Genomic DNA, 23609 nt, shown 5'->3' on the forward strand with positions numbered 1-23609 from the left:
TCAGCGTCCGGCCGGAACCGGTTCGGTGGGGCGGCTGGTGAGGGCGAAGAACACATCGTCGAGGTCGGGGGTGTGCACACTCAGCTGCGCGACGGTGATGTTCCGGTCGGTGAACGCGTCGAGCAGGTATTTGAGGTGGGCGACGCTGCCGTCGGAAGGGATCCGCAGGGTGAGCTCGTCGAGGTCCGTTTCGGGGTGACCGCTCGCGCGGGAGGCCGCCGCCAGCGCCATCCGGTCGGCGAAGCGGAACAGGATATGGCCGCCGGGGGTGAGTCGTTTGAGCTCGGCGGGCGTTCCGTCGGCGACGATGTGCCCGCCGTGCAGTACCGCGATGCGGTCGGCCAGCTGATCGGCTTCCTCCAGGTACTGGGTGGTGAGAAAGACCGTGACACCGTCGCCGACCAGTTCCCGGATCACCTGCCACAGCTCCCGGCGGCTGCGCGGGTCGAGTCCGGTGGTGGGTTCGTCGAGGAAGACCACCTCCGGGCGGCCCATCAGGCTCATGGCCAGGTCGAGGCGGCGGCGCATCCCGCCGGAATAGGTGCCGGTGGGCCGGTTCGCGGCCTCGGTGAGATCGAAACGCTCCAGTAGTTCGGCCGTGCGCCGACGGGTCTCGGAGCGGCGCAGGTGGAGCAGGCGCCCGATCATGTGCAGGTTCTCGGTGCCGGTCAGCACCTTGTCCAGGGCCGCGTACTGGCCGGTGACCCCGATCGCCTTGCGGACCCGGTCGGGTTCGCGGAGCACGTCGTGACCGGCGACTCGGATCGTTCCGCTGTCGGGAGTGGCCAGGGTGGCGAGGACGCGCACCATCGTGGTCTTGCCCGCGCCGTTGGGGCCGAGCAGGGAGAACACCGAACCCGCAGCGATATCGAGGTCGATGCCGGCGAGTACCCGGTGGTCGCCGAAGGCTTTGGTGAGCCCGGTGAGGGAGATGACGGGAGGGGCGGTCATGGGGTCTCCGTTCCAGAAACTGCATGGCACATAAACTGTATATGCCATATATTCTGTTTATAGAGTACATAGTTAGAGAGTCGGCGCAAGTGCCGGAAGAAGGAAAGGTGGTATAGGAAGGAGAGGCCGCCGGGTCGGCCCGGGTGGTGACACCGGTCGCCCAGGGCAGCCGTGCTCCGGGCCGCGAGGCCAGAACCGGAAGGAGTCGACAGACAGATGCCGAGTGCACCCCGTGGAGGGCCGGACGTGGAACCATCAGCGCCGAAGGCGCCGGCCACCGCCCATACAGCGGGGGAACCGGGAACGAGCCGGCCCTCCGGCGACGCCGCACCGCTGCCGAAATCCGTCGCGCTGATGTGGGGTCTCGCGCCGGCCGGCACCCGTGGGCCCCGTCGCGGGCTCAGCTTGGAACAGATCGTCGACGCCGCGATCGACTTGGTCGACGAAGAAGGATTCGCCGGCCTGTCGATGAACAAGGTCGCCGAACGGCTGGGTTTCACCGCGATGTCGCTCTACCGGTACGTGGACAGTAAAGCGACCCTGGTGGAGATCGCGCTGGACCGCGTGATCGGCACGCCGCCGGAATTCCCGCCCGACCTGTCCTGGCGGGAGAAACTGGAGCGATGGGCCCGGGAGGAGTACCGGCTGATCAGCCGGCACGCGGGCTGGCTCAGCGTAACGATGGGAGCGCCGCCGCTGGGGCCCAACAACCTGGCCTGGCTGGAGGCGGGCCTGGCGGCACTGGGGCATACGAGGGTGCCCGAGCCGATCAAATTGCAGTTGGTGATGAATCTGTCACTGTTCGTGATCGGCCGGGCCCGCCTGGCCGCGGAGATCGATCCCACCGACGAGGAGTCCGAAGGCGACTGGGGAATCCTCGAACGTGTCCTGGACCCCGAGCGTTTTCCCGCCCTCGCCACCGCCGCCCACGCCGGAGCCTTCGAACAGGACGAGGAGTTGTGGGCCGACCTGTTCTTCGATACCGGGCTGACGGTACTGCTCGACGGCTACGAGCGGTTGATCGCGTCCTATCGGTGACCACCCGGGCCCGGCCCGGGTGGTCCCGCTCAGACAGAGAGATCGCGGCGGAGTTTGGCGACGTGCCCGGTGGCGCGCACGTTGTACTGGGCCACCTCGATTCTCCCGTCGGAATCGACCAGGAAAGTGGAACGGATGACCCCGGTCACCTTCTTGCCGTACATGGTTTTCTCACCGAACGCGCCCCATTCGGTGAGCACCGTGCGGTCGGGATCGGAGAGCAGGGGAAAGTTCAACTGTTCGGCATCGCGGAACTTGGCGAGTTTGGCCGGCTTGTCCGGGGAGATACCGATGACCTCGAGCCCGGCGGAATTCAGCTCGCCGAGATTGTCCCGGAAGTCGCAGGCCTGTTTGGTGCAGCCCGGAGTGCTGGCCGCGGGGTAGAAGTACACCACGACCTTCCGGCCGCGGTAGTCCGCCAGCGAGACCTCGTTGCCGTCCGCGTCGGGAAGGGTGAAATCGGGTGCCCGGTCGCCCGGGGCGAGTCGATGGTTGTCGGTCATCCCCGCACCGTATCCGAACGTCGCGGCCCTCGAACCCGTACCGGCGCGGCGGCCGGTTCCGTGCCGTGCGCTGCGCCGCGCCCCGGTGCCCTGGGCGATCGGAGAGCGGCGGCGGCGTCCGCGGATACACTCGAGCCCGAACCCCGGCGCGATCCGGTGACAGCCGCGGCCGGGGTGATCACCGGCCGCCGGAGGACGCGGCAGACCAGGTACAGGAGGCGTGAAGGTGGCAAAGGATACCGAGCGGATCGAGCAGGAGATCGAGGCCGCGCGGGAGCGGTTGGCCAGCACCTTGGACGAGATCGCGGTGCGGGCCGATCCGCAGCGGATCGCCGAGGGCACGAAGCAGCTGGCGCTGGCCAAGGTGAACGAGCCGAAGGTGAAGTACACCCTGATCGGCGTGGGCGCACTGCTGGCGGGTGCGCTGCTGTTCAAGATCCTGCGCTGAACCGGGAAACGAGAACGCCCGGTGACAGAGGATCTGTCACCGGGCGTTCGTGCGCAGTGGGTCCGAATCAGACGGTGGGGCAAGCGAACCCGTCGCCGTCCGGATCCAGGTGGGGGCCGAAACCGGGCTCACCGCGGAAGATCGGCGCCCGACCCGCGGCGCGCGCTTCGTCACAGTTCTTGAAGGCGCCGCCGGCGGAGCCGGTCTGCGCCAGCTGCGACGATCCGGTGGCACCCAGCACGGCGTCGGCGGCCGAGGAACCGGTGCCGGCCAGAGAGGGCAGCGGGACCTGGATCGGAGCGGCGCTCGCGGCGGGAGCGGCCAGAAGAGTCAGCCCCGCGGCGGCGGCGCTGACATAGAGCTGGCGTACGTTCATGAAATCCTCTATGTCTGCTGGGGAGTGGATCTTGCGTTCGACAGGAGAACGCGCGGCTACCACTGTTGTGAGGGCCGGGGCGATTGTCAACTCGTATGGCCTGGATAAGACAGGAGAAATCGTCCGCGGGTTTGGGTAATCCCCGGATGCTGTGGTGTACCGCGCCGCAGTGGCGGCCCTGACTTGTGCCGAGGGCAGGATTCGCCGCGGAGAACACGTTGTGATAGGGATTCATGCTATGTCCGAGGCTCGTACTCAACTGCTGTTACTCGACCCACCCCGGGCCGGCCGGAGAAAGCGATAGGTCGGAGAAAGCGGTTGTTACGAATCAAGGACAGTGGCCGTAGCGAAGCGCCATCGGCGGCCACAGCCCGCTCCACTGATTATCGGCTCGACCTCGATGGACTCCGTGGAGTCGCGATCGCCCTGGTCGTCGCCTTCCACGTGTGGTACGGCAAGGTATCCGGTGGCGTCGACATCTTCCTGGTGCTCTCGGGGTTCTTCTACACCGGGATGCTGCTGCGGCAGGCGGAACGAACCGGCCGGGTCGCCCTGTGGCGGACAGCGGTTCGCACCGTACGCCGGCTACTGCCCGCGCTGATGGTGGTACTCGCCGTGGTGGCGGTGGTCACGGTGGCGGCGAGACCGTATTCGACCTGGGGCAATATGTCGGGTCAGGCGCTCGCCTCGGCCCTCTACTACCAGAACTGGTACCTGGCGGGCGCCGCGGAGAGCTATCTGGCCGCCGACCCCTCGGTGAGCCCGCTGCAGCATATGTGGTCGATGGCCGTACAGGGGCAGTTCTATGTGGCCATCGCGGTGCTGCTGGCGCTGATCACCTGGGTGTGCACGCGGCTCGGCCGCACCGGCGCCGTCCGGCCGGTGATCGCGGTACTGGCCGTTCTCCTGGGCGCCTGCTCCTTCGTCTACGCCACTGTGTCGATGACCGAATCCCAGGAATGGACCTATTACGACAGCGGCGCCCGCGCCTGGGAGCTGCTGGCCGGCGCGCTGCTCGCCGCGGTGCTGCCCTGGCTGCGGTTCACCGCCGGGCGGGCCGCCCGGGTGCTGCTCACCCTGATCGCGCTCGCCGGGTTCGAGGCGGTGCTGGTCTGCGGTCTGCTGTTCAACGGTGCCCGCCAGTTCCCGGGACCGGCCGCGCTGTTCCCGGTCGGTGCGGCAGTGGCCCTGATCATCGCCGGTATCCGCACCGAAACCGGCTGGCGGACCATCGTGACCCGGCTGCTCGGCACCCGCCCGATGGTCGAACTGGGCGCGATCGCCTATTCGCTGTACCTCTGGCATTGGCCGCTGCTCATCTACTACCTGGTGCAGACCGGGAAACCGCACGCCGGTCTGGGGGGCGGACTGCTGGTCATCGGGGTCTCGCTGGTACTGGCGGTGCTCACCAACAAGTTCGTGGAAGAACCGTTGCGCCTGCGTTCGGGCGGTACGGTGACGCTGCCGGTCTGGCGCCGGCGGATCCCGGGCGTGGCGGTGAGCCTCGTCGGCGTGCTCGTCTTCGCGGCGTGCGCCTCCTGGCAGATGGTGATCGCGCGGACCCCTTCCGAGCCGGTGGAAGCCCTGCCGGTGAACGAGTACCCGGGTGCGGAGGCGTTGTTCGCCGGCGCGGAGGTGCCGGTGGCGAAACTGCGGCCCTCGATCCTGGAGGCCTCCAGAGACCTGCCGGCGCCCACCCGCGACGGTTGTATCTCCGACTGGTTCAACAAAGAGGTGGTGACCTGCACCTACGGTGATCCGAACGGGTCGCGCACCATCGCGATGGTCGGTAACTCCCACGCGGAGCACTGGATGCCGGCCATGGACGCGCTCGCCCAGGTCCGCGATATCAAAGTCGTCGTCTACCTCAAGATGGGGTGCTCGCTCAATATCCGTGACGACGCGCAGTACCGCGGACTCGATATCTCCGATTGCCGCGACTGGTCCCGCGAGGTGATCGAACTGCTCGCCGCCGACCCGCCGGACTGGGTGTTCACCACCGCCACCGCGCCGATCTGGCCCAGCGGCGGCGATACGGTACCCGCGGAGTACCTGGATGTCTGGGCCGCGCTGGCCGAACGGGGCCTGAACGTGCTCGCCATCCGTGACACGCCCTGGCTGCGCAGCACCACCGGTATCCGTTACAGCGCCGTCGACTGTCTCGCCGCGGGCGGTGACAGCGCCACCTGCGGTATGCCCCGCGCGACGGCGCTGGCCCCGGTGAACCCCGCGCTGGCGCATGTGGCCGCGTTCCCCAATATGCGGCTGCTGGATCTCACCGATTCGGTGTGCGGTCCGGAGATCTGCCGGGTCGTGGAGGGCAATGTGCTCGTCTACCACGACGAACACCACCTCAGCGCGAGCTACGCGCGCACCCTGGCGCCCGAACTGGAGCGGCAGATCGGCTCGGCGACCGGTTGGTGGTGAACGTAGGGCCGGTGCACCGGTGCCGTCTGGGCGCGGTCCACGGGATCACTTCGATCGCGTGGACCGCGCCGGCCACGCGCCGCGGCCGGCGCCGGTTCACCACGGGGTGACCGGAGGCTTCACCCAGAGCAATTTCTCCTCCGTATGCGGCCGCCGGGCCGCCGGATGCGCGGGATGACGCGCGGCCCAGACGGCCTTGTCGTTCAGCAGTCGCGCCACCGACCGCCACGTCTCCTCGGTACTCGGCGGATTGACCCCGGCCGCGCGGGCGAGCTTGCGCCGCACCGGTCCGGCCAGCTCCAGCAGTTCGGACGCCGAGATATCGCGGTCCCACAGATACCCGGCCAGCTGCCGCGCTTTGGCGGCTCGACCGGCCTCCGCGGCTGGAGAATGCGCGTAATCGGCCATACACAAGTGTAAAAGTCCGGTGGAAGACCGTCCGCGGGAAGATCATCCGGCGGGGCGGGCACGCGCGGAGAGTCCGCTCGGGAGACGAAACGCGCGATGCCGCCCGGATCGGACGGCATCGCGCACCCACTTCGTTGTGGTTCCCGCCCCCTCTCGGCGGGTCTCCCGGCCGCGCCCCGTTGCGCGGTGGGATGTTCGTCGGCGCCGCGGTGTGCGGCGTCCGGGGGTCCGGGACGGCTCTGTCCCGGGATCGGCTGGTGCTCCGCCGACGCCTGCGGCGCCGCGGATCAACTCAGTAGGCGCCCCAGACGTTGTCCATGGAGCCGTACTTCTGGAAGGCGTAGTTGCAGGCGGCGGCGATATTGGAAACCGGGTTCCAGACATCGAACGCGGTGCCGGGCACGTGGTAGGCGGCGAAGGTGGGGTCGATCACCTGGAGCAGGCCCTTGGAGGGGATGCCCATGGCGGCATTGGAGTCCCACAGGTTGATGGCCTGGGGGTTGCCGGAGGATTCGCGCAGGATGTTGCGGTGGATCGCTTCGTAGCTGCCCGGGATACCGTGCTGCGCCATGATGTCCATGGCTTCGCGGATCCAGCCGTCGAGGTTGTTCGGGTAGGCCGGGGCGGGCGCGGGGACGGCTTCCGGGGCGGGCGCGGGTGCCCATGCGGTGTTCACATCGGGGACCACCTCGGGGGCGGGGGCCGGTGCCGGGATGGCTTCGGCCTGCACCGCGGAGGTGTCGGCAGCGGTCGTTTCGGTGGTCGCGGTGGCGACGGGGGCCTGCTCGGCGACCATGGCGATTCGGCTGGGCGCGCTGTCGTCGGCCATGGATACGGCGGAGGAAGCGGTCACGGCGACGATACCGGCCGTAGCGAAGGCGAAGCCCATGGCTTCACGCTTGGTGCGACGGTACAGGCTGGGGAAACGATGGCTAGGCATGATCGGATTCGGTTCCTTGCTCGGTCTCGGGATCCGGCCCGGTTCGGGCAGCACGGATCTACGGCGGCGGGCCGGGTGGCTCGCGACCGGAAAACATGACTGTGCTGTTGTCGGGTTTTGTTGTGTGACTCCGAACGCAGGCGTGGTTCGGGTCCGGAGGGCGCATGCCGCGGTACCGGGTGGTTTCCCGGGCCGCCGCGCCGGCGGAGCCCCACCAGGGGTGGAGACGAGTGGACTCGGATTCGGTTGTCGCGCTACCGTGGCGCCGTATGCGCCTGCGGACTTCTGGGATTGTTTCCAACCCGGCGTCCGCACTCTTGCGGATCAATCGAACCTCAGGTCGTTTCCGACCGGATCTCAGAATGGTCACGGTAGGTGAACGCCAGGTTAACGGATCCTGAGAAAGTATTGAGTGCGATCTTGAAACAGGAAATGAACCGGTTGCATACCCGCGACGACCTGGGGAAACATCTTTAAACCTTCTGTGATGTACCACACAGGATTTTTTGCCGACCACTGTGCATTTGTCTGTTCGTAATGGTTACGTGATGCGAAAATCCGTGTTTTCGCCTCGGTGACGAAATCTTCGGGCCCTACCGCAGCCGCCCGGCCCGGTGACTCCCCGGTGGAGTCCCAGGCGGCCGGATGGTGTGATGAATCGTGCAGGCCAGGTCCCGCCGTCGCCGGGGCGGGACCGATATCGGAAAGAGAGCCCGCCGATGCGCTCGACGACGAGTTATCCGCAGTTGTTCACCCCGCTCCAGGTGGGGAGCGTCACGCTGCGCAACAGGGTGGTCATGGGATCGATGCACACCGGTCTCGAAGACCGGGCCTGGGACGCCGACCGGCTGGCCGCCTATTTCGCCGAACGCGCCCGCGGCGGTGTCGGGCTCGTGATCACCGGCGGATACGCCCCCAACCGCACCGGCTGGCTGCTCCCGTTCGGCGCGAAACTGACCAACCGGACCGAGGCCTACCGGCATCGCCGGATCACCCGCGCGGTCCACGAGGCCGGCGCGAAGATCGCGTTGCAGATCCTGCACGCGGGCCGTTATGCGTACGTGCCGGGTAGCGTCTCGGCCTCCGCCATCAAGGCCCCGATCAATCCGTTCCGCCCCCGAGCGCTGTCCGATCGGGGTATCCGCCGGACCATCGACGACTATGTGCGCTGTGCCGAACTCGCGCGATTCGCCGGGTACGACGGTGTCGAGATCATGGGTGGCGAGGGTTATCTCCTCAATCAATTCCTGGCGCCGCGCACCAACGAACGTACCGACCGCTGGGGTGGGTCCGCCGAGAACCGGCGGCGGCTCGCCCTGGAGATCGTGCGGCGTACCCGCGCCGCGGTCGGTCCGGATTTCCTGATCGTATTCCGCTTGTCCATGGCCGAACTGGTCGAGAACGGACAGACCTTCGCGGAGATCCTCGAACTTGCCCGGGAGCTGGAGACCGCCGGAGTGAGCATCCTGAACACCGATATCGGCTGGCACGAATCCCGGGTGCCGACCATCGTCACCTCGGTGCCGCGGGCGGCATTCGTCGAGTTCACCGCCAAGATCACCGCAGCGGTCGGCATCCCGGTGTGCGCCTCGAACCGGATCAATATGCCGGAGATCGCCGAGGAGATCCTGACCCGCGGTGACGCCCAGCTCATCTCCCTGGCCCGCCCGTTGCTGGCCGATCCCGACTGGGCGAACAAGGCCGCGGCGGGCCGGGTCGATGAGATCAATACCTGTATCGCCTGTAATCAGGCCTGCCTCGATCACGCTTTCCGGCACAAGACGGTCTCCTGTCTGCTGAACCCCCGGGCGGGACACGAAACGACACTGACCCTGCTGCCCACCCGGCGCGCGAAACGTATCGCGGTGGTGGGTGCCGGCCCCGCGGGCCTGGCGGCGGCGGTGAACCTGGCCGAGCGTGGGCATCGAGTGGACCTGTTCGAAGCCCTCGACCGGATAGGCGGGCAATTCGATATCGCGCGCCGGATTCCCGGCAAGGAGGAATTCGACGAATCCATCCGGTACTTCACCCGGCGGCTCGACATCACCGGGGTGCGGGTGCATCTCGGCACACGGGCCACCGCGGCGGACCTCATCGCGGCGCGCTACGACGAGGTGGTCCTGGCGACCGGTGTGCGGCCGCGGATTCCCGATATCCCCGGAATCGATCATCCGATGGTGCTCTCCTACGCGGAACTGGTGCGGGACGAGAAACCGGTCGGCAAGCGTGTGGCGGTGATCGGTGCCGGTGGTATCGGCTTCGATGTGAGTGAATACCTCACTGTCGAAGGGCATCCCACCTACAAGCCGGACGAGTGGAAGCAGGAATGGGGTGTCGATACCGACGACGAACACCTGCGGGGGCAGTTGCGTGCGCCCCGACCGGCGCCGGCGGCACGAGAAGTGGTGCTGCTGCAGCGTAAGACGACGCCGTTCGGGAAAGATCTCGGGAAGACGAGCGGCTGGGTGCACCGGGCCGCGCTGAAGGCCAAGGGGGTGGAGCAGATCGGGGGAGTGAACTACGAGCGGATCGACGACGACGGTCTGCACATCAGCTTCGGGCCGAAGCGCGAACGGCCCCGGACGCTGCGCATCGATAATGTGATCGTTTGTGCCGGGCAGGAATCGGTACGCGATCTGGAAGCCGAACTCGACGCCGCCGGTATCCCGGCGCATCTGATCGGCGGCGCCGAGCTGGCCGCCGAACTCGACGCCAAACGGGCCATCGACCAGGGCACGAGGCTGGCCGCCCGGTTGTGAGGGGCACGGGTCCGGTCGATCGACCGGGCCGTAAACGACTTCCTCCGGCGGGACGGGCGCGGTAGGGTTTCGTCTCTGTGTTCGCGCGAGGTGGGGGGTGACCGTGCCGGCCGTTGCGGCCGATATCAGGGGGACGGCCGCGGTGTACCGGCGGCTGGTGGTGGCCGGATTCCGGCGGCAATGGCATTACAAGCTCGCCATGCTCGCCGGCCTGTGCACCAACAGTGTCTTCGGTTTCGTGCGGGCCGCGGTGCTGATCGCGGCACTCGAAGCCACCGGGGAGTTCGCCGGATACGACGCCGGAAGTATCGGCGCCTACGTCTGGATCTCGCAGGGGATGCTCGGCGCCCTGCAATTCCTGGGCGCGGAACTCGAACTCTCCGAACGGATCCGCACCGGGGACATCGCCATCGATTTCCTGCGGCCGGTCGATATCCAGCTGGGAAATCTCGCGTCCGACCTCGGCCGGGCCGCGTGCACGCTGATCCCCCGGGGTATCCCGAGCCTGCTGGTCGGCTGGCTCACCTTCGGGCTGGTATTGCCCACCACCCCGGAGTCCTATCTGCTCGGCGCGATCAGTCTGCTGCTCGCCGTCGCGATCTCGTTCCTGGCGCTCTTCGCGCTGACCACCGTCGGCTTCTGGGTGGTGGAAACGCGAGGTATCCGGGTCCTGTATCAGACCTGTGGCCCGTTTCTCGCCGGGCTGTTCGTCCCGATCCACACCTTCCCCGACTGGTTGCGGAGCCTCGCTGTCCGGACCCCCTTCCCTTCGATGCTGCAGACACCGGTGGATGTGCTCTCCGGGCGTGTGGTCGGCTGGGACGCTACGCGGCTGGTCGGTGCGCAGCTCTTCTGGCTGGTGGTGGTGGGTGTCCTGGGCCGGGTACTCCTGGCGGCCGGCCGGCGGAAGCTGGAGGTGCAGGGTGGTTGATACCGCGGTCCGGGAGCCGGAACGCCGTCCCGGCATCGCCGGTTCCCGTCTGGACCCCTATATCGCTGTGCTGCGGTCCCGGGTCCGGGCGCAGCGAAGCTATCGCCTCTCCTTCGTCAGTGATCTGATCGGCTCGACCCTGGTCGGAGTCGTGGAGTTCGCCGAGGTGTGGGTGGTGTTCCACAAGGCCGGGGTGCTGGGTGGCCTGGACATGGACGCCGCGTTGTTGCTGTTCGGTTTGAGCAACCTCGCCTTCGCGCTGGCCCAGCTGGCGTTCGGTCATCTGGACAAGCTGCCGAGCCTCATTCGGCTGGGTGTTCTCGACGTCTGTCATCTGCGCCCGCAGCCGGTGCTGCTGCAGCTGGTCACCAGCGATTTCTCCCTGCGGCGCCTGGCTCGGGCCACGGTGGCGCTGGTGGTGCTGACGGTCGGGCTGGTGCGTAACGATATCGACTGGTCGGTGAGCACGGTGGCCCTGCTCCTGGTGACGGTGTCGAGTGGAACGCTGCTGTTCGCGGCGCTGTTCGTGGCGGCGGCCGGTTGCCAGTTCTTCCTCATCGACGGCGCCGAACTGACCAACAGCTTCACCTACGGTGGTTCCTACGCCGCCACCCAACCGGTCTCGGTTTTCCCGACCCCGATGAAACTGCTCTTCTGCGTGGCGATACCGGTGGCCTTCACCGCCTATCTGCCGACGCTGGCGCTGCTGGACCTGCCCGGCCCGGCGGGTCTGCCGCCCTGGTCGGCCTGGTACTCACCGCTGGCGGCCTTGTGGACGTGGGTGCTGGCGTCGGTCCTGTGGCGTTTCGGGACCCGGCACTACCAGAGCGGCGGGGGATGACCACAGGAGGTGCGGCGTGACAGGCGCCGAGACGATCATCGAGGTGGACGAGCTGACCCGGCGGTTCGTCCGATACCGGAAGGGTCGCAAGCGGCTGCGGCCGCAGCGGGAGGCGGTCACCGCGGTCGACGCCATGACCTTCCGCATCGAGCGGGGCGCGGCGGTCGGCTATATCGGCGCCAACGGTGCCGGTAAGTCCACCACGATCAAAATGCTGACCGGCATCCTGGTCCCCACGTCGGGCACCGTGCGCACCTGTGGGCTGGAGCCCATCCGGCAGCGCCGGGAACTGGCAGGCCGGATCGGCGTGGTGTTCGGGCAACGCTCCCAGCTGTGGTGGGATCTGCCGCTGCGGGAATCGTTCACGATTCTGGCCGCCATCCACCGCCTGGATCCGGCGGCGGGGCGGGCACGTACCGCGGAGCTGGTCGAGCAGTTGGAGATGGCCGGCACCCTGGACACCCCGGTCCGGCAACTTTCCCTGGGGCAGCGGATGCGCGCGGAGGTCGCGGCGGCGCTGCTGCATTCACCGGAACTGATCATCCTCGACGAGCCGACCATCGGTCTGGATGTGCTGTCCAAACAGCGGCTACGGGAGTTCCTGCGCGCCGAGCGGGAGCGGCGCGGCACCACACTGCTGCTCACCACGCACGATATGGGGGATATCGAACGCCTCTGCGACCGAGTTCTGGTCGTGGACCACGGGCGTCTCGCCTACGATGGTTCGCTCATGGGCCTGGGGGCGACGGTGGGGGCGCAACGGGTGCTGGTCGTCGATCTCGCCGGACCGGCCCCGGAACTGAACGGGCTGTCGGACGCGGAGTTGGTGTCCTACGAGGCCGAGGGGATGCGGCAGCGGCTCGCCTTCGACTCCGAGGCCACCACAGCCGCCCAGCTCCTGGCCGAGGTTTCGGCCCGGGCGGCGGTGCGCGACCTCTCGATCGAGGAACCCGATATCGAGGACATCGTGCGCCGCCTGTACGAAACCACCCGGTGAAACGGCGCGGTGCCGGACCCCGTGGGATCCGGCACCGGCACCGTTCGCGCGGTGGTTCACATATCGGCGTTGCCGGCTTTCCACTCGGGCCACGGAATATTCCAGTCGCCCAGGCCGTCCACTCCGGAGAGGGTGCCGCCGACCGTGTTCTTCACGATCGCGATATCGCCGCGTTTGGCGTTGTGGTACACCCACTGGGCGTCGGCCGGGCTGAGGTTGAGACAGCCGTGGCTGGTGTTGGTATTGCCCTGCGCCCCGAGCGACCAGGGGGCGGAATGGAAGAAGATCCCGCTGTAGGACATCCGGGTGGCCCAGTCGACATCGGTGCGGTATCCGTCGGGGGAGTTCACCGCGACGCCGTAGGTGGACGAATCCATGACGATGTGTTCGTGGCGGTCCGCCAGGATGTAGATCCCGTTGTCGGTGGGAGTGTCGTTCTTCCCCATGGAGGTGGGCATCGTGCGGATGACCTGGCCGTTCTTCTCCACCGTCACCATCTTCGTATTGTCGTCGGCGGTGAAGACCATGGCGTCGCCGATCACGAAGTGCGAGTGGATGTCGTCCTGGCCGTAGAGCCCGTTGCCGAGATCCTTGCCGTACACGTTCACATCTATGGTCACCTTGGTGCCCGGCGCCCAGAAATGCTCCGGCCGCCAGCGGACCTCCCGGTTGTTCACCCAGTAGAACGCGCCCTCCACGGGGGGCTCGGTCTTGATCGTGATGGCGTCCTGGGCGGCCTTGCGGTCCGGGATGTTCTCGTCGAACTGGACCGCCACCGGCTGGCCGATCCCGACCACCTCCCCTTCGCCGGGGACCAGGTACGGCTTGGTGACGTTACCGGGCGCCGTGGTGGTGAAGCTCATACCGGCGGTGGATGCCCCGCCCAGGCCGATGGACTGCGCCTGCAGCCGGTAGGTCTTGCTGTAGCCGAGCGGTTCGGTGGTCGTCCAGCTACGGCCGTCCGGCGACAGCTGCCCGGCGACCGGTTCGTTGTCCGGGTTGAGCAGGGCCACTTCGGTGAACTGGCCGTCGGAGACCTCGAACTTCATCGGCTCGGCCGGCGAAACGCCGATATCGCCGTCCTTGACGGGGGCCACGAGTTTGGGCTTGATGAGCTCGGTGATCGGATTCCGGTCGATGGCGACTGTCCCCTCACTCGCCTCCGAGGACGAGCACGCGGATAACACCATCGCGAGTAATGTGATGATTACCACAGCTCCGACCGACCAACGGACCGGCCTGCGCCGATCACCTCTATGCATATCAACCCCGTTTCAAGTCCCGGCGCACCCGCTACGCGCCGACGGCTTCGGATCCGACCGATTACCAGCTCACCTCGACCCACCGCGGCGGCGGGATCGGTCGAGACCACGTTCAGCTATTCTGCCAGCCGCGCCGGAGTGATCCCAACCGTCGTAGTCCACTTCCGGCCCCGGTGGCTCACCTACTCATAGGCTTCGGCTCGTCCACCGTTACGGCGTCGGGAGGCTCACGCCCGCCCGACTGGCTATCGATTTCGCTTTCTCGGCCCAGGCCTGTTAATGTCTGTCCCGCACCGCAACAACGGGGCGCGCGCCATTAGCTCAATTGGCAGAGCAGCTGACTCTTAATCAGCGGGTTCGGGGTTCGAGTCCCTGATGGCGCACCGAAGGTCGTACATCTGTTACGACTATAGGGTTTTCGTTCGTCGCTCGTTCTCCGCGACAACAGATGTGATCAAGCCGCTATCTCGTCGTTCCTGGACCGTGGCACCGTAGTTCGCCGGTCCCGGTAGACGGCCGCTTCTCCGGATGGTTTTCCACTAGTCTGCGCGATATGAGCGAGGTGGACGCGCGGGTGGGGCGCGGGCAAGTGGCCGCATGGGGTCTGTGGGACTGGGGTTCGGCCGCGTTCCATGCCGTGATCGGGACCTTCGTCTTCGCGGTCTACCTCACCGATACCGTCGGCGATGATCTGCCCGGCGATATCTCCGCGAGTGCCTGGCTGGGCTGGGCGCTCGGCTTCGCCGGTTTGATCATCGCGCTGACCGCCCCGGTCACCGGGCAGCGCTTCGACGCCACCGCGAACCGCAAACGTTCGCTCGGGGTGCTGACCGCGCTGACGGTCGCCGCGATGGCCGCCATGTTCTTCGTACGAGACGATTATCACTATCTGTGGCTCGGCCTGGTGCTGCTGGCGTTCGGTACCGCCTTCGTGGAACTGGCCACCGTCCCCTACAACGCCATGCTGCGGCAGGTGTCCACCCCGCGGACGCTGGGCCGGGTTTCCGGGTTCGGCTGGGCGATGGGCTACTTCGGCGGGATCTTTCTGCTGCTGCTCTGCTATATCGGGTTCATTTCCGGTGACGGTCCGGAGCGGGGTCTGCTCGGGGTGAGCACCGAGGGCGGGCTGAACGTCCGGCTGGCGGTGCTGCTGGCCGCGGTCTGGTTCGCCGTATTCGCGTTGCCGGTGCTGTTCGCGGTGCCGGAGGTGCGCCGTACCGATGCCGTCCCCGGCGCGGCGAGTGTCGGTTTCCTCGCCTCCTACCGGGTGCTGGGGCGAGATCTGCGGGAGCTGTGGCTTCTCGACCGGCGGGTGATCTGGTTCCTGCTGGCCAGTGCGATCTTCCGGGACGGCCTGGCCGGCGTCTTCGCCTTCGGCGCGGTGCTGGCGGTGCAGGTCTACGGGCTCGGCGATTCCGATGTGCTGCTGTTCGGGATCGCGGCGAATATCGTGGCGGCGCTGGGTGCCATCGTGGCGGGCCGGTTCGACGATTCGGTCGGCCCCAAGCGGGTGATAGCCGTTTCGCTCGCTTGCGGGGTGGTGTGCGGAACGGTGTTGCTCTTCGTCTCCGGTGCCGCGATGTTCTGGGTGTTCGGGTTGGCGCTCACGCTGTTCGTCGGACCCGCCCAGGCCTCCGCGCGGTCGTTCCTCGCCCGTCTCACGCCGCCGGGGCGGGAGGGGCAGCTGTTCGGTCTCTACACCACCACCGGGCGGGCGGCGTCGTTCCTGGCTCCCACCCTGTTCGGGTTCTTCGTCTGGGCCTTCGGGACCGATCGGGCGGGTATCGGCGGTCTGCTGGTGGTTCTCGGCGCCGGGCTGATCGCCTTGCTGCTGGTACCGGCCCCGGATGAAACGGGGACCGAGGAGCCGGTCGCGGCGCCCGTGGCGTGAGTCAGGGTTTCCAGACGCCCATTCCCAGCGCGATGAGACGTATCTGCTGGATGGTGCGTTCGATGATCGACTGCTGGTCGCGCGGGGCCGCCGCCACGTAGTCGGCGATACCGTCGGTCACCGTCGCCACCAGTAGGTCGGCCGCTACCTCCAGATCGCCCGGGGACCAGGAATCCAGGGCCTGGATCCGGGACAGGTCCGCGACGAGTTCGCGCACGATCAGCTGTAGTTCCAGCGCGATGGCCGAACGCAACGCCGCGCTTCCGCCGCGCTGCTCGCGGATGAGGAATCCGTACAACTCCTGTTTACGGGCTACCTCGCCGAAGACGAACCGAACCGTTTCCGGCAGGCGGGCGTCGGGTGTCCGGCGCAGCTGGCGCAGGGCCAGACGCAATGCCTGGACACCCTCGTCGACGAGGGTGGCGCCGAGGTCCTCGAGCGAAGCGAAATGGCGATAGAAAGCGGTCGGCACGATACCGGCCGAGCGGGCGATCTCCCGCAGGCTCAGCGCGCCGAAACCGCGTTCGGCGGCCAGCGCCAGCGTGCCGTCGAGCAGCGCCTGCCGGGTGCGCTCCTTACGTTCGACTCGACTCGCCGCCTGGTCTGTCATTTCAGTGAGCATACAGCTGTTCACCATCCGCTCTTCTCCATCCTGTCGTCTGCGTCACACTAATTACTGGTTGACAGTCCCAGCGGGGCATCCGGCACACTAGTTTAGTGTACAGGCGTACACCGAAACGACCTCCCGTTTCGTGACGTGACCGACAGACAGGGACGGAGAACTGGCGATGGCGGCCCTTCTCGATCTGATGCAGACCCTGACCACCCCGCATCCGGTGGACCGGTACCTGGAATTGGTGCGCCCGATGCTCACCGTCCGTGATATGCGGGCACGCATCGTCGATGTGGACCGATCGGTCCCGGGAACCCTCACGCTGAGCCTGCGGCCGACCCGCCAGTGGGAAGGATTGCGCGCCGGTCAGTTCGTGCAGGTGGGAGTGGTGATCGACGGTGTCCGTCACCTGCGCTGCTATTCCCCGGTGAACTCCCAGCACGATCCGAGACGCCGGCTGGACCTCACCCTCCGAGTGCACCCCGAGGGACTGGTGTCGCGGTACCTGCACGAGCACGCCCGGCCCGGTATGGTCCTCGACCTCGAACCGGCCTCGGGAGTTTTCCACCTCCCGGACCCTCGGCCGGAACGAGTGCTGTTGATCAGCGGCGGTAGCGGAATCACTCCGGTGCTGTCCATGCTGCGCACCCTCGCCGACGAGGGATACCGGGGCCCGGTGGTCTTCCTGCACTACGCGCGATCCCCGGAACTGGTGCCGTACCGCGACGAACTCGCCGAAATCGCCGCCGCCCACCCGAATATCGGTCTGGAGCTGTGCTATCCGGAACGTGACGGACGCGCCTTCGGCTACGACGAGCTCGTCCGGGTGGCGCCGTGGTTCGCCGACGCGCACACCTTCCTGTGCGGCCCGCCGCCGTTGATGGCAGCCGTCCGGGAACTCTTCACGGCCGAGGGACTCGGTGAACGACTGCACACCGAAGAGTTCGTCGCCTCGGCCGCACCCGTGGACACCGCGGACGTGCACGGGTCCACCACGTTCTCCGCCAGCGGGGTCACCGCGGACAACACCGGATCCTCTCTGCTGGAACAAGCCGAAGAAGCCGGCCTGAGGCCCGAGTTCGGCTGCCGGATGGGGATCTGTTTCTCCTGCACCTCGGTCCGGCGCAGTGGGTGCACTCGCAATCTGCGCACCGGTGAGCTGGAATCCGACCCCGACCAGCCGATCCAACTCTGCGTACAAGCCGCTGTCGGCGACGTGGACATCGCCATCTGACGTATCGACATCCGAATCAGGAGCAGCAGATGACCATTCTCACCGAAACCGCCGACGGACCTGTGGTCCTGTCGCCCGACCAGGTCGAAGAGATCGGCCGCACTCTGGACGCACTACGCGATCGCGTCGTCGCCGATCTGGGCGCCCGCGACCGCGAGTACATCTACAACATCATCAAGGCCCAGCGCGGGTTCGAAATCGCCGGGCGCGGGCTGATGTACCTGGGCTTCCTGCCACCGTTCTGGCTGGCCGGGGTGGCGGCGCTGAGTGTGTCGAAGATCCTCGACAACATGGAGATCGGCCACAACGTGATGCACGGCCAGTACGACTGGATGCGGGAGCCGAACCTCAACTCGCGCGTCTTCGAATGGGATACCGTCTGCCCGGCGGACCAGTGGAAGCATTCGCACAACTATTTGCACCACACCTACACCAACATCCACGGACGCGACCGGGATATCGGTTACGGCATCCTGCGGATGGACGAGGGACAGAATTGGCACCCGTACTACCTGGGCAACCCCCTCTACGCCTTTCTGCTCATGGTCTTCTTCGAGTGGGGCGTGATGTTGCACGACCTCGAAGCGGACAACATCGTCAAGGGCAAGCGCACCTGGGCGGAACTCAAACCGCTCATCCAGGGGCAGCTGCGTAAATCCGGGCGGCAGGTGCTCAAGGACTACATCGCCTTCCCGCTGCTGTCCGGCCCGCTGTTCCTCTCCACCCTGGCAGGGAACGTCACCGCCAATCTGGTGCGCAATCTGTGGGCGTACTCGATCATCTTCTGTGGCCACTTCCCCTCGGGTGTGCAGACGTTCACCGAGGAGGAGACCGCCGACGAGAGCCGCGGCGAATGGTATGTCCGCCAGATGCTCGGCTCGGCCAATATCACCGGCAGCCCACTGTTCCACATCATGTCGGGCAACCTGTCGCACCAGATCGAGCACCACCTTTTCCCGGATCTGCCGGCCAACAGGTACCCGGAGATCGCGCCGGAGGTGCGCGCGCTGTGCGAGAAGTTCGGGCTGCCCTACAACACCGGACCGCTCGGCAAGCAGATCGGCTCGGTGTGGCAGAAGATCTTCCAGCTCGCCCTTCCCCCGCGTGTCCTGGAGTCGAGGCTGGCCCGGTTCCTGCCCGCTGGGCTGCGTAAACGCGCCACGCCCGGTGTTATCGTGATGCGTCAGCAGAGTCCGACCGGAGTGGGCGTGTGATGATCGGCAAATTCGAGGCCAACAAGGATTTGATCCAGGAACTCACCTCCTCGGGCGCGCGCCGGGTCGGCAATATCGCCGGCATCATCACCGGTACGGTCGCGGAGGTGACCCGGGAGATCGGGGAATGGATCACCGACGCCATCGAGATGAACGAGGCCGCCGCGGCGGCCCGCCGCGATGCCGCCGCGGCGGCGGATCGTACGGGCGCCGATGCCGATCGGGAGGCGCCGGAAACCGCGGCGGAGGCGGAAACCGCTGTCGGCACGGCACGCCGGGCGGGGACGGTCGACGCCGATGTGGTGGACGCCGATATCGTCGAGCCCGAGGAGCACGAGAAGCGTCGCTGATCCGCCCCCGGAACCGCTCGGTGGGGTAACTCACACCGAGCGGTTTTCCATCGGCTACCCTCTCGTCTCGTGCCCGCCTACGTTTCCTCGCCGGAGCTCACCTTCGGGTTCCTGTTCGCTCTGGAGGACCCCGAGCGGATCGCGGAGGTGGTGCGCCGGCTCATGGAGAGCAAGACCGTCTCGGTCTTCCGGCTGGCCAGGCTCTCCGACGACGACGGCCCGCCCGAACGCTATGTGGTGAACTGGGCCGCCATTCCGCAGATCGCGATAACCACCACCGCGCCCGATCCGGCCGAACTGCGAGCCGATCAGGTGATGCTGGTCAATGCGTTCCTCGGCGAAAGCGGGGATGTGCGCCTCTATTCCGCGCAGGAGCAGCCACCCACATGACCCCGGTGCCCGCGGTATCCCCGTGACCGGTGGTGATCGTTCGTTACCGAACTGTAGCCTTGTTCCGGGGATGTGACCGGATGATGGGCAAGGAGTGGGCGCTGTGGAACATGTACTACGGCTGCTGATCGTTCTCGGGGGGACGCTGGCCGTGACGATCGCGATCGGCTGGGCCATAGACCGCGGACTGAAGTACTGGTCGTCCCGGCAGCCGAAGACCACGATTCCGAGCCTGTTGCGCCGGATGCAGCTGCCGTTGCAGCTCTTCCTCGGATTCGCCGCGCTGCGTATCACCTATCCCCTGGCCGAGCTGCGGCTACGGCAGGACGCGGTCGTCCTCAGCGTGCTGGCGACCATGGTCACCATGTCGGCGGTCTGGCTCGTGGTGCGGATCGTCGACGCGGTGGCCGACGGTCTGCTCAACAGCTACTCCCGCCGGGCCCGCGATCCGCGCCGGGTACGCCAGTTGAACACCCAGTTCACCCTGATCCGCCGGATCGCCAGCGCGGTGCTGGCGGTCGCCACCGCGGCGATCGCCATGCTCGTCCTGTTTCCCGAACTGCGGGTGCTGGGCACCTCGCTGCTCGCCTCGGCCGGCATCATCGGCATCATCGCCGGTGTGGCGGCGCAGTCCACGCTCAGCAACCTCATGGCCGGCCTGCAGATCGCGTTCGGTGATTCGGTGAAGATCGGGGACACGGTCGTGATGGAAGGGGAGATGGGCACCGTCGAGGAGATCACGCTGTCGTTCCTCACCATCCGCATCTGGGACGACCGCCGGCTGACGATGCCGGTGTCGTACTTCAACAGCAAACCGTACGAGAACTGGTCCCGGGGTGGTCCGCAGATGACCGGCACCGTCTTCCTGTACCTGGACCACAGCGCCCCGGTCGCCGAACTCCGCGCGCACCTCTACGAGTATCTGAGCGATCATCCGGACTGGGACGGACGCAGCTGGAATCTCCTGGTCACCGACAGCACCCCGACGGGTATCGAGGTACGTGCCTCGATGACCGGCCGCGATTCCGATGCCGTGTGGTCCCTACGCTGCGCTGTCCGTGAGGAGCTGATCGGCTGGCTCAACGAGAACCACCCCGGCGCGCTGCCCCGGTTGGCCGCGGTGGAAGGACTGGACGCTCCGGTCCGCTGAACGGGAAGGCGGTGCGGCGCGCCCCGCCTCCGGATCGGTATCGAAGGGATGTCGGTATCGCGCGAGTCCGGCGAAAAGGTGTGTCTCAGGTCACAATCGAGGTAAGGCCGAGCCGGTTCGATTCGGCCCGAAGCACCCCTCGAAGGAGCGTTGATCACGATGCCTGCTCCCGCCGGTTACCCGGTCCGTGTTCGCGGTGATCTGGACCCCGCGCTGTCGCGCTGGCTCTGGATCGTGAAATGGATCCTTGCCGTCCCGCACTACATCATCCTGTTCTTCCTGCACATCGGCTACGCGGTGGTCACAGTGATCGCGTTCTTCGCGATCCTGTTCACCGGCCGGTACCCGCGCGCGCTGTTCGACTACAGCGTGGGCGTTATCCGATGGACGTGGCGGGTCGGCTTCTACGCTTGGTCACCGGCCGGGACGGACAAGTATCCGCCCTTCTCCCTGGCGAGTGACGACACCTACCCCGCTGATCTGGACGTGGATCACCCGCAGACCCTGCATCGCGGCCTGGTGCTGGTCAAGTGGTGGCTGCTGGCGATCCCGCACTACCTGGTCATCGGTGGCCTGACCGGTGCCGCGTGGGTGGTGAGCTACGACGACGACGGCGGCAGCCCCGCCAGCGCCATGGGCGTACCGCTCATCGGTGTGGCCACCCTGGTCGCCCTGGTCGGGCTGCTCTTCGTGGCCCGCTATTCACAGGGCCTGTTCGATTTCGTGATGGGTATCAACCGGTGGATGCTGCGGGTGCAGGTCTACACCTCGCTGTTGCGCGACGAGTACCCGCCGTTCCGGCTGGACCAGGGCGGCCGCGAAGAGGCACCGCCGGCGGCCGATCCCGGGAAACCCACCGCCTGAGCCGTTCCGGCGCACGAAAAAGCCCGGGGACCGCAGGTCCCCGGGCTTTCAGGGTGAGTGACGGGACTCGAACCCGCGACAGCCAGGATCACAACCTGGTGCTCTACCAACTGAACTACACTCACCATCGCCGGTTTTGCACCGGCGGCCTAGATAGTAGCGCGTCTACCCCTTCGTTAGCTAATCGGTTTCCGGTGTGGCGTTGACCTGGGCGGATTCGGCCGCCCGGGCGCTCACCGCGGCGGCCACGGCGGAAATCTCCGCTGTGGAGGGGCCGGGGGCGGGAACGAAGGCGGTGCGCCGGTAGTACTCCAGCTCCCGGATCGATTCGCGGATATCGGCGAGGGCGCGGTGGGCCAGACCCTTCTCCGGCTGTCCGAAGTAGATGCGGGGATACCAGCGACGGCACAGTTCCTTGATCGAACTCACATCGATCATCCGATAGTGCAGGTGCTGGTCGAGGCGCGGCATATCCCGGGCGATGAAACCCCGATCGGTGGCGATGGAGTTACCGGCGAGCGGTACGACGCCCGCGGTGGGCGCGTACTGCTGGATGTAGTCGAGTACCTGCTGCTCGGCCTCGGCGAGAGTGACGGTGGAACGGCGCACCTCTTCGGTGAGGCCGGAGCGGCCGTGCATCTCGGCGACCACCTGCGGCATGGCGGCGAGCGCGTCGTCGTCGGCGTGGATGACGATATCCACACCGTCCCCGAGGACGTTCAGATCACTGTCTGTCACCAGGGCGGCCACTTCGATCAGTTTATCGGTGACCAGGTCGAGCCCGGTCATCTCACAATCCATCCACACCACTAATTTGTCGGACACTCGCATAACCCTAATCAGCCGAGCTCTCCGCCAGGTGGATTCGTTACCCGACCGGTTCGGGAGCGGTTCCGTGGCGGTGCGCTGCTCACCCGCCGAGCTTCTTGTAGAAGGCGCCCGCGATCGGTGCGGTGACCGCCCGGGGGCCGTAGTTCCCCGCCGCGCTCATACCCTTGCCGATCAGGCCGGGAACAACCCGCATCTTGTTGCGGGCCAGCGCGTCGATCGACAGGCGCGCGGTGTACTCGGAGGAGACCCAGAGGAAATCCGGGACCATCCGGTCGACGAGGGAAGCTTCCTCGGGGTCGGGGGTTTCCGTGCGGACGGGTCCGGGTGCGAGCAGAGTCACATGCACTCCCGTTCCCTTCAGCTCGCCGCGGAGGGATTCGGTGAAGGTGTTGGCGAACGCCTTACTGGCCGCGTAGGTGGTGTTGTTCGGGATGGGCATATTGCCGGCGGCCGAACCACTGACCAGAATTCCCCCGGCACGGCGGTCCAGCATGGCGGGCAGTACCGCGAGGGTCAGTTCGTGGACCGCTACGGCGTTGAGTTCCAGCTGGGCGCGTTCGTAGGCGGGGTCGAGGCCGGCGATCGGGCCGAAGGTCGCGATACCGGCGTTGTTGCACAGGATCGAGATATCGCGTCCGGCCAGTTCCTCGGTCAGCGGTTCGCGCTGGGCCCGGTCCGCCAGGTCGACGGCGCGAACCTCCGCGGTGATCCCGTGAGCGCGGGTGAGCCGGTCGGCGAGATCGTCGAGCAGTTCGCCGCGCCGCGCGACGAGAAGGAGCGAGTAGCCGCGGCGAGCGAGTTCCGCGGCCAGTGCGGTCCCGATACCGGAGGAGGCCCCGGTGACGACGGCACGGCTGTCGGCGGTAGGCGAAGGCAAACCCATTCCGCCACCCTAGGGCAGGCCGGTCACCGCGGCGGCCGACCGGCCCGGAAGCGGCGGGTACGCCCCGCGGTTCGCCGGATATCGCGCAGCACGATGTGTTTGGTGTCTCTCGACATGGGTACCCCCACTCCGACTGGCCCGAACAGCTCAGTCGGGTGGGTGGAGCGCCCCCGGCAGGAATCGAACCTGCGACCTAGGGATTAGAAGGCCCTTGCTCTATCCAACTGAGCTACGGAGGCAGTGGTTCCACCATGGCGGACAACGGCCGCGCTGTCCAGCCGAAAAGTTTAGCGATCGATGAGATCGTG

General features: G+C 67.0%; 23 protein-coding genes and 3 tRNA genes. 15 read left to right on the forward strand and 11 right to left on the reverse strand.

The window, feature by feature from the left end:
- Nucleotides 1-951, reverse strand: a complete 951-nt coding sequence (locus ACYR7D_RS12180) for an ATP-binding cassette domain-containing protein (protein ID WP_459549623.1) — start codon at nucleotides 949-951, stop codon at nucleotides 1-3.
- Between the two features lie 216 nt (nucleotides 952-1167).
- Between ACYR7D_RS12180 and ACYR7D_RS12185 the strand changes: the two genes are divergently transcribed.
- Nucleotides 1168-1989, forward strand: a complete 822-nt coding sequence (locus ACYR7D_RS12185; protein WP_459549624.1) for a TetR/AcrR family transcriptional regulator — start codon at nucleotides 1168-1170, stop codon at nucleotides 1987-1989.
- Nucleotides 1990-2018: 29 nt separating this feature from the next.
- Here the strand turns inward: ACYR7D_RS12185 and bcp are convergent, their stop codons facing one another.
- On the reverse strand, nucleotides 2019-2492 hold the full coding sequence (gene bcp, locus ACYR7D_RS12190; protein ID WP_459549625.1) for a thioredoxin-dependent thiol peroxidase: 474 nt from the start codon (nucleotides 2490-2492) through the stop codon (nucleotides 2019-2021).
- A 226-nt stretch (nucleotides 2493-2718) separates the two neighbouring features.
- Between bcp and ACYR7D_RS12195 the strand changes: the two genes are divergently transcribed.
- A complete protein-coding gene (locus tag ACYR7D_RS12195; protein WP_063130515.1) occupies nucleotides 2719-2940 on the forward strand; it encodes a DUF3618 domain-containing protein in 222 nt (73 codons plus the stop codon).
- 67 nt (nucleotides 2941-3007) lie between these two features.
- Here the strand turns inward: ACYR7D_RS12195 and ACYR7D_RS12200 are convergent, their stop codons facing one another.
- Nucleotides 3008-3316: an excalibur calcium-binding domain-containing protein gene (locus ACYR7D_RS12200; protein ID WP_459549626.1), complete on the reverse strand. Its 309-nt coding sequence runs from the start codon at nucleotides 3314-3316 to the stop codon at nucleotides 3008-3010.
- Between the two features lie 318 nt (nucleotides 3317-3634).
- Between ACYR7D_RS12200 and ACYR7D_RS12205 the strand changes: the two genes are divergently transcribed.
- Nucleotides 3635-5743, forward strand: coding sequence for an acyltransferase family protein (locus ACYR7D_RS12205; RefSeq protein WP_459549627.1), 2109 nt, complete (start codon nucleotides 3635-3637; stop codon nucleotides 5741-5743).
- Between the two features lie 96 nt (nucleotides 5744-5839).
- Here ACYR7D_RS12205 and ACYR7D_RS12210 read toward each other — a convergent pair whose 3' ends face one another.
- Together ACYR7D_RS12210 and ACYR7D_RS12215 are read right to left on the reverse strand one after the other, a co-directional pair.
- Entirely contained in the window at nucleotides 5840-6151 is a 312-nt protein-coding gene (locus tag ACYR7D_RS12210) for a hypothetical protein (RefSeq protein ID WP_459549628.1), read from the reverse strand.
- A 292-nt stretch (nucleotides 6152-6443) separates the two neighbouring features.
- A complete protein-coding gene (locus tag ACYR7D_RS12215) occupies nucleotides 6444-7091 on the reverse strand; it encodes a transglycosylase SLT domain-containing protein (RefSeq protein ID WP_459549629.1) in 648 nt (215 codons plus the stop codon).
- 719 nt (nucleotides 7092-7810) lie between these two features.
- On the opposite strand from ACYR7D_RS12215, the gene ACYR7D_RS12220 reads away from it, so the two are divergent.
- The 4 genes from ACYR7D_RS12220 (at nucleotide 7811) to ACYR7D_RS12235 (ending at nucleotide 12619) form a co-directional block, all read left to right on the forward strand.
- Nucleotides 7811-9850: an oxidoreductase gene (locus ACYR7D_RS12220; RefSeq protein WP_459549630.1), complete on the forward strand. Its 2040-nt coding sequence runs from the start codon at nucleotides 7811-7813 to the stop codon at nucleotides 9848-9850.
- 103 nt (nucleotides 9851-9953) lie between these two features.
- Nucleotides 9954-10781, forward strand: coding sequence for an ABC transporter permease (locus tag ACYR7D_RS12225; RefSeq protein WP_459549631.1), 828 nt, complete (start codon nucleotides 9954-9956; stop codon nucleotides 10779-10781).
- Nucleotides 10774-11622 carry an ABC transporter permease gene (locus ACYR7D_RS12230; protein ID WP_459549632.1) on the forward strand — a complete coding sequence of 283 codons (849 nt, stop codon included), beginning with the start codon at nucleotides 10774-10776 and terminating at the stop codon, nucleotides 11620-11622. Before ACYR7D_RS12225 ends, ACYR7D_RS12230 begins: the two co-directional genes overlap by 8 nt.
- 16 nt (nucleotides 11623-11638) lie before the next feature.
- Nucleotides 11639-12619: an ABC transporter ATP-binding protein gene (locus ACYR7D_RS12235; protein WP_459549633.1), complete on the forward strand. Its 981-nt coding sequence runs from the start codon at nucleotides 11639-11641 to the stop codon at nucleotides 12617-12619.
- Between the two features lie 56 nt (nucleotides 12620-12675).
- On the opposite strand, the gene ACYR7D_RS12240 is transcribed toward ACYR7D_RS12235, so the two are convergent.
- Entirely contained in the window at nucleotides 12676-13809 is a 1134-nt protein-coding gene (locus tag ACYR7D_RS12240) for a L,D-transpeptidase (RefSeq protein ID WP_459549634.1), read from the reverse strand.
- 382 nt (nucleotides 13810-14191) lie between these two features.
- Between ACYR7D_RS12240 and ACYR7D_RS12245 the strand changes: the two genes are divergently transcribed.
- Both ACYR7D_RS12245 and ACYR7D_RS12250 read left to right on the forward strand, forming a co-directional pair.
- Nucleotides 14192-14264 (forward strand) — tRNA-Lys (locus tag ACYR7D_RS12245).
- A gap of 170 nt (nucleotides 14265-14434) precedes the next feature.
- Entirely contained in the window at nucleotides 14435-15772 is a 1338-nt protein-coding gene (locus tag ACYR7D_RS12250) for an MFS transporter (RefSeq protein ID WP_459549635.1), read from the forward strand.
- A 1-nt stretch (nucleotide 15773) separates the two neighbouring features.
- Here the strand turns inward: ACYR7D_RS12250 and ACYR7D_RS12255 are convergent, their stop codons facing one another.
- Entirely contained in the window at nucleotides 15774-16382 is a 609-nt protein-coding gene (locus ACYR7D_RS12255; protein WP_459549636.1) for a TetR family transcriptional regulator, read from the reverse strand.
- A gap of 178 nt (nucleotides 16383-16560) precedes the next feature.
- Between ACYR7D_RS12255 and ACYR7D_RS12260 the strand changes: the two genes are divergently transcribed.
- From ACYR7D_RS12260 to ACYR7D_RS12285, 6 genes are all read left to right on the forward strand, one after another.
- On the forward strand, nucleotides 16561-17619 hold the full coding sequence (locus ACYR7D_RS12260; protein WP_459549637.1) for a ferredoxin reductase: 1059 nt from the start codon (nucleotides 16561-16563) through the stop codon (nucleotides 17617-17619).
- Nucleotides 17620-17648: 29 nt separating this feature from the next.
- Nucleotides 17649-18833: a fatty acid desaturase family protein gene (locus tag ACYR7D_RS12265; RefSeq protein WP_459549638.1), complete on the forward strand. Its 1185-nt coding sequence runs from the start codon at nucleotides 17649-17651 to the stop codon at nucleotides 18831-18833.
- On the forward strand, nucleotides 18833-19183 hold the full coding sequence (locus tag ACYR7D_RS12270) for a hypothetical protein (RefSeq protein WP_459550128.1): 351 nt from the start codon (nucleotides 18833-18835) through the stop codon (nucleotides 19181-19183). The genes ACYR7D_RS12265 and ACYR7D_RS12270 overlap by 1 nt, the downstream gene beginning before the upstream one ends.
- Before the next feature lie 69 nt (nucleotides 19184-19252).
- Complete coding sequence (locus ACYR7D_RS12275) at nucleotides 19253-19573, forward strand: hypothetical protein (RefSeq protein ID WP_459549639.1); 321 nt, start codon at nucleotides 19253-19255, stop codon at nucleotides 19571-19573.
- Nucleotides 19574-19676: 103 nt separating this feature from the next.
- Nucleotides 19677-20723, forward strand: coding sequence for a mechanosensitive ion channel family protein (locus ACYR7D_RS12280; protein WP_459549640.1), 1047 nt, complete (start codon nucleotides 19677-19679; stop codon nucleotides 20721-20723).
- A gap of 159 nt (nucleotides 20724-20882) precedes the next feature.
- Nucleotides 20883-21587 carry a DUF4389 domain-containing protein gene (locus tag ACYR7D_RS12285; RefSeq protein ID WP_459549641.1) on the forward strand — a complete coding sequence of 235 codons (705 nt, stop codon included), beginning with the start codon at nucleotides 20883-20885 and terminating at the stop codon, nucleotides 21585-21587.
- Between the two features lie 52 nt (nucleotides 21588-21639).
- Here the strand turns inward: ACYR7D_RS12285 and ACYR7D_RS12290 are convergent.
- The 4 genes from ACYR7D_RS12290 to ACYR7D_RS12305 all read right to left on the reverse strand — a co-directional run bounded on the left by ACYR7D_RS12290 (nucleotide 21640) and on the right by ACYR7D_RS12305 (nucleotide 23540).
- Nucleotides 21640-21712: transfer RNA gene (locus tag ACYR7D_RS12290), tRNA-His, on the reverse strand.
- Between the two features lie 55 nt (nucleotides 21713-21767).
- Entirely contained in the window at nucleotides 21768-22412 is a 645-nt protein-coding gene (orn, locus tag ACYR7D_RS12295; RefSeq protein ID WP_459549642.1) for an oligoribonuclease, read from the reverse strand.
- A gap of 85 nt (nucleotides 22413-22497) precedes the next feature.
- Nucleotides 22498-23301, reverse strand: a complete 804-nt coding sequence (gene cmrA / locus ACYR7D_RS12300; protein ID WP_459549643.1) for a mycolate reductase — start codon at nucleotides 23299-23301, stop codon at nucleotides 22498-22500.
- Between the two features lie 165 nt (nucleotides 23302-23466).
- Nucleotides 23467-23540: transfer RNA gene (locus ACYR7D_RS12305), tRNA-Arg, on the reverse strand.
- Nucleotides 23541-23609: the final 69 nt, after the last annotated feature.

The organism is Nocardia sp. X0981 (assembly GCF_977089955.1).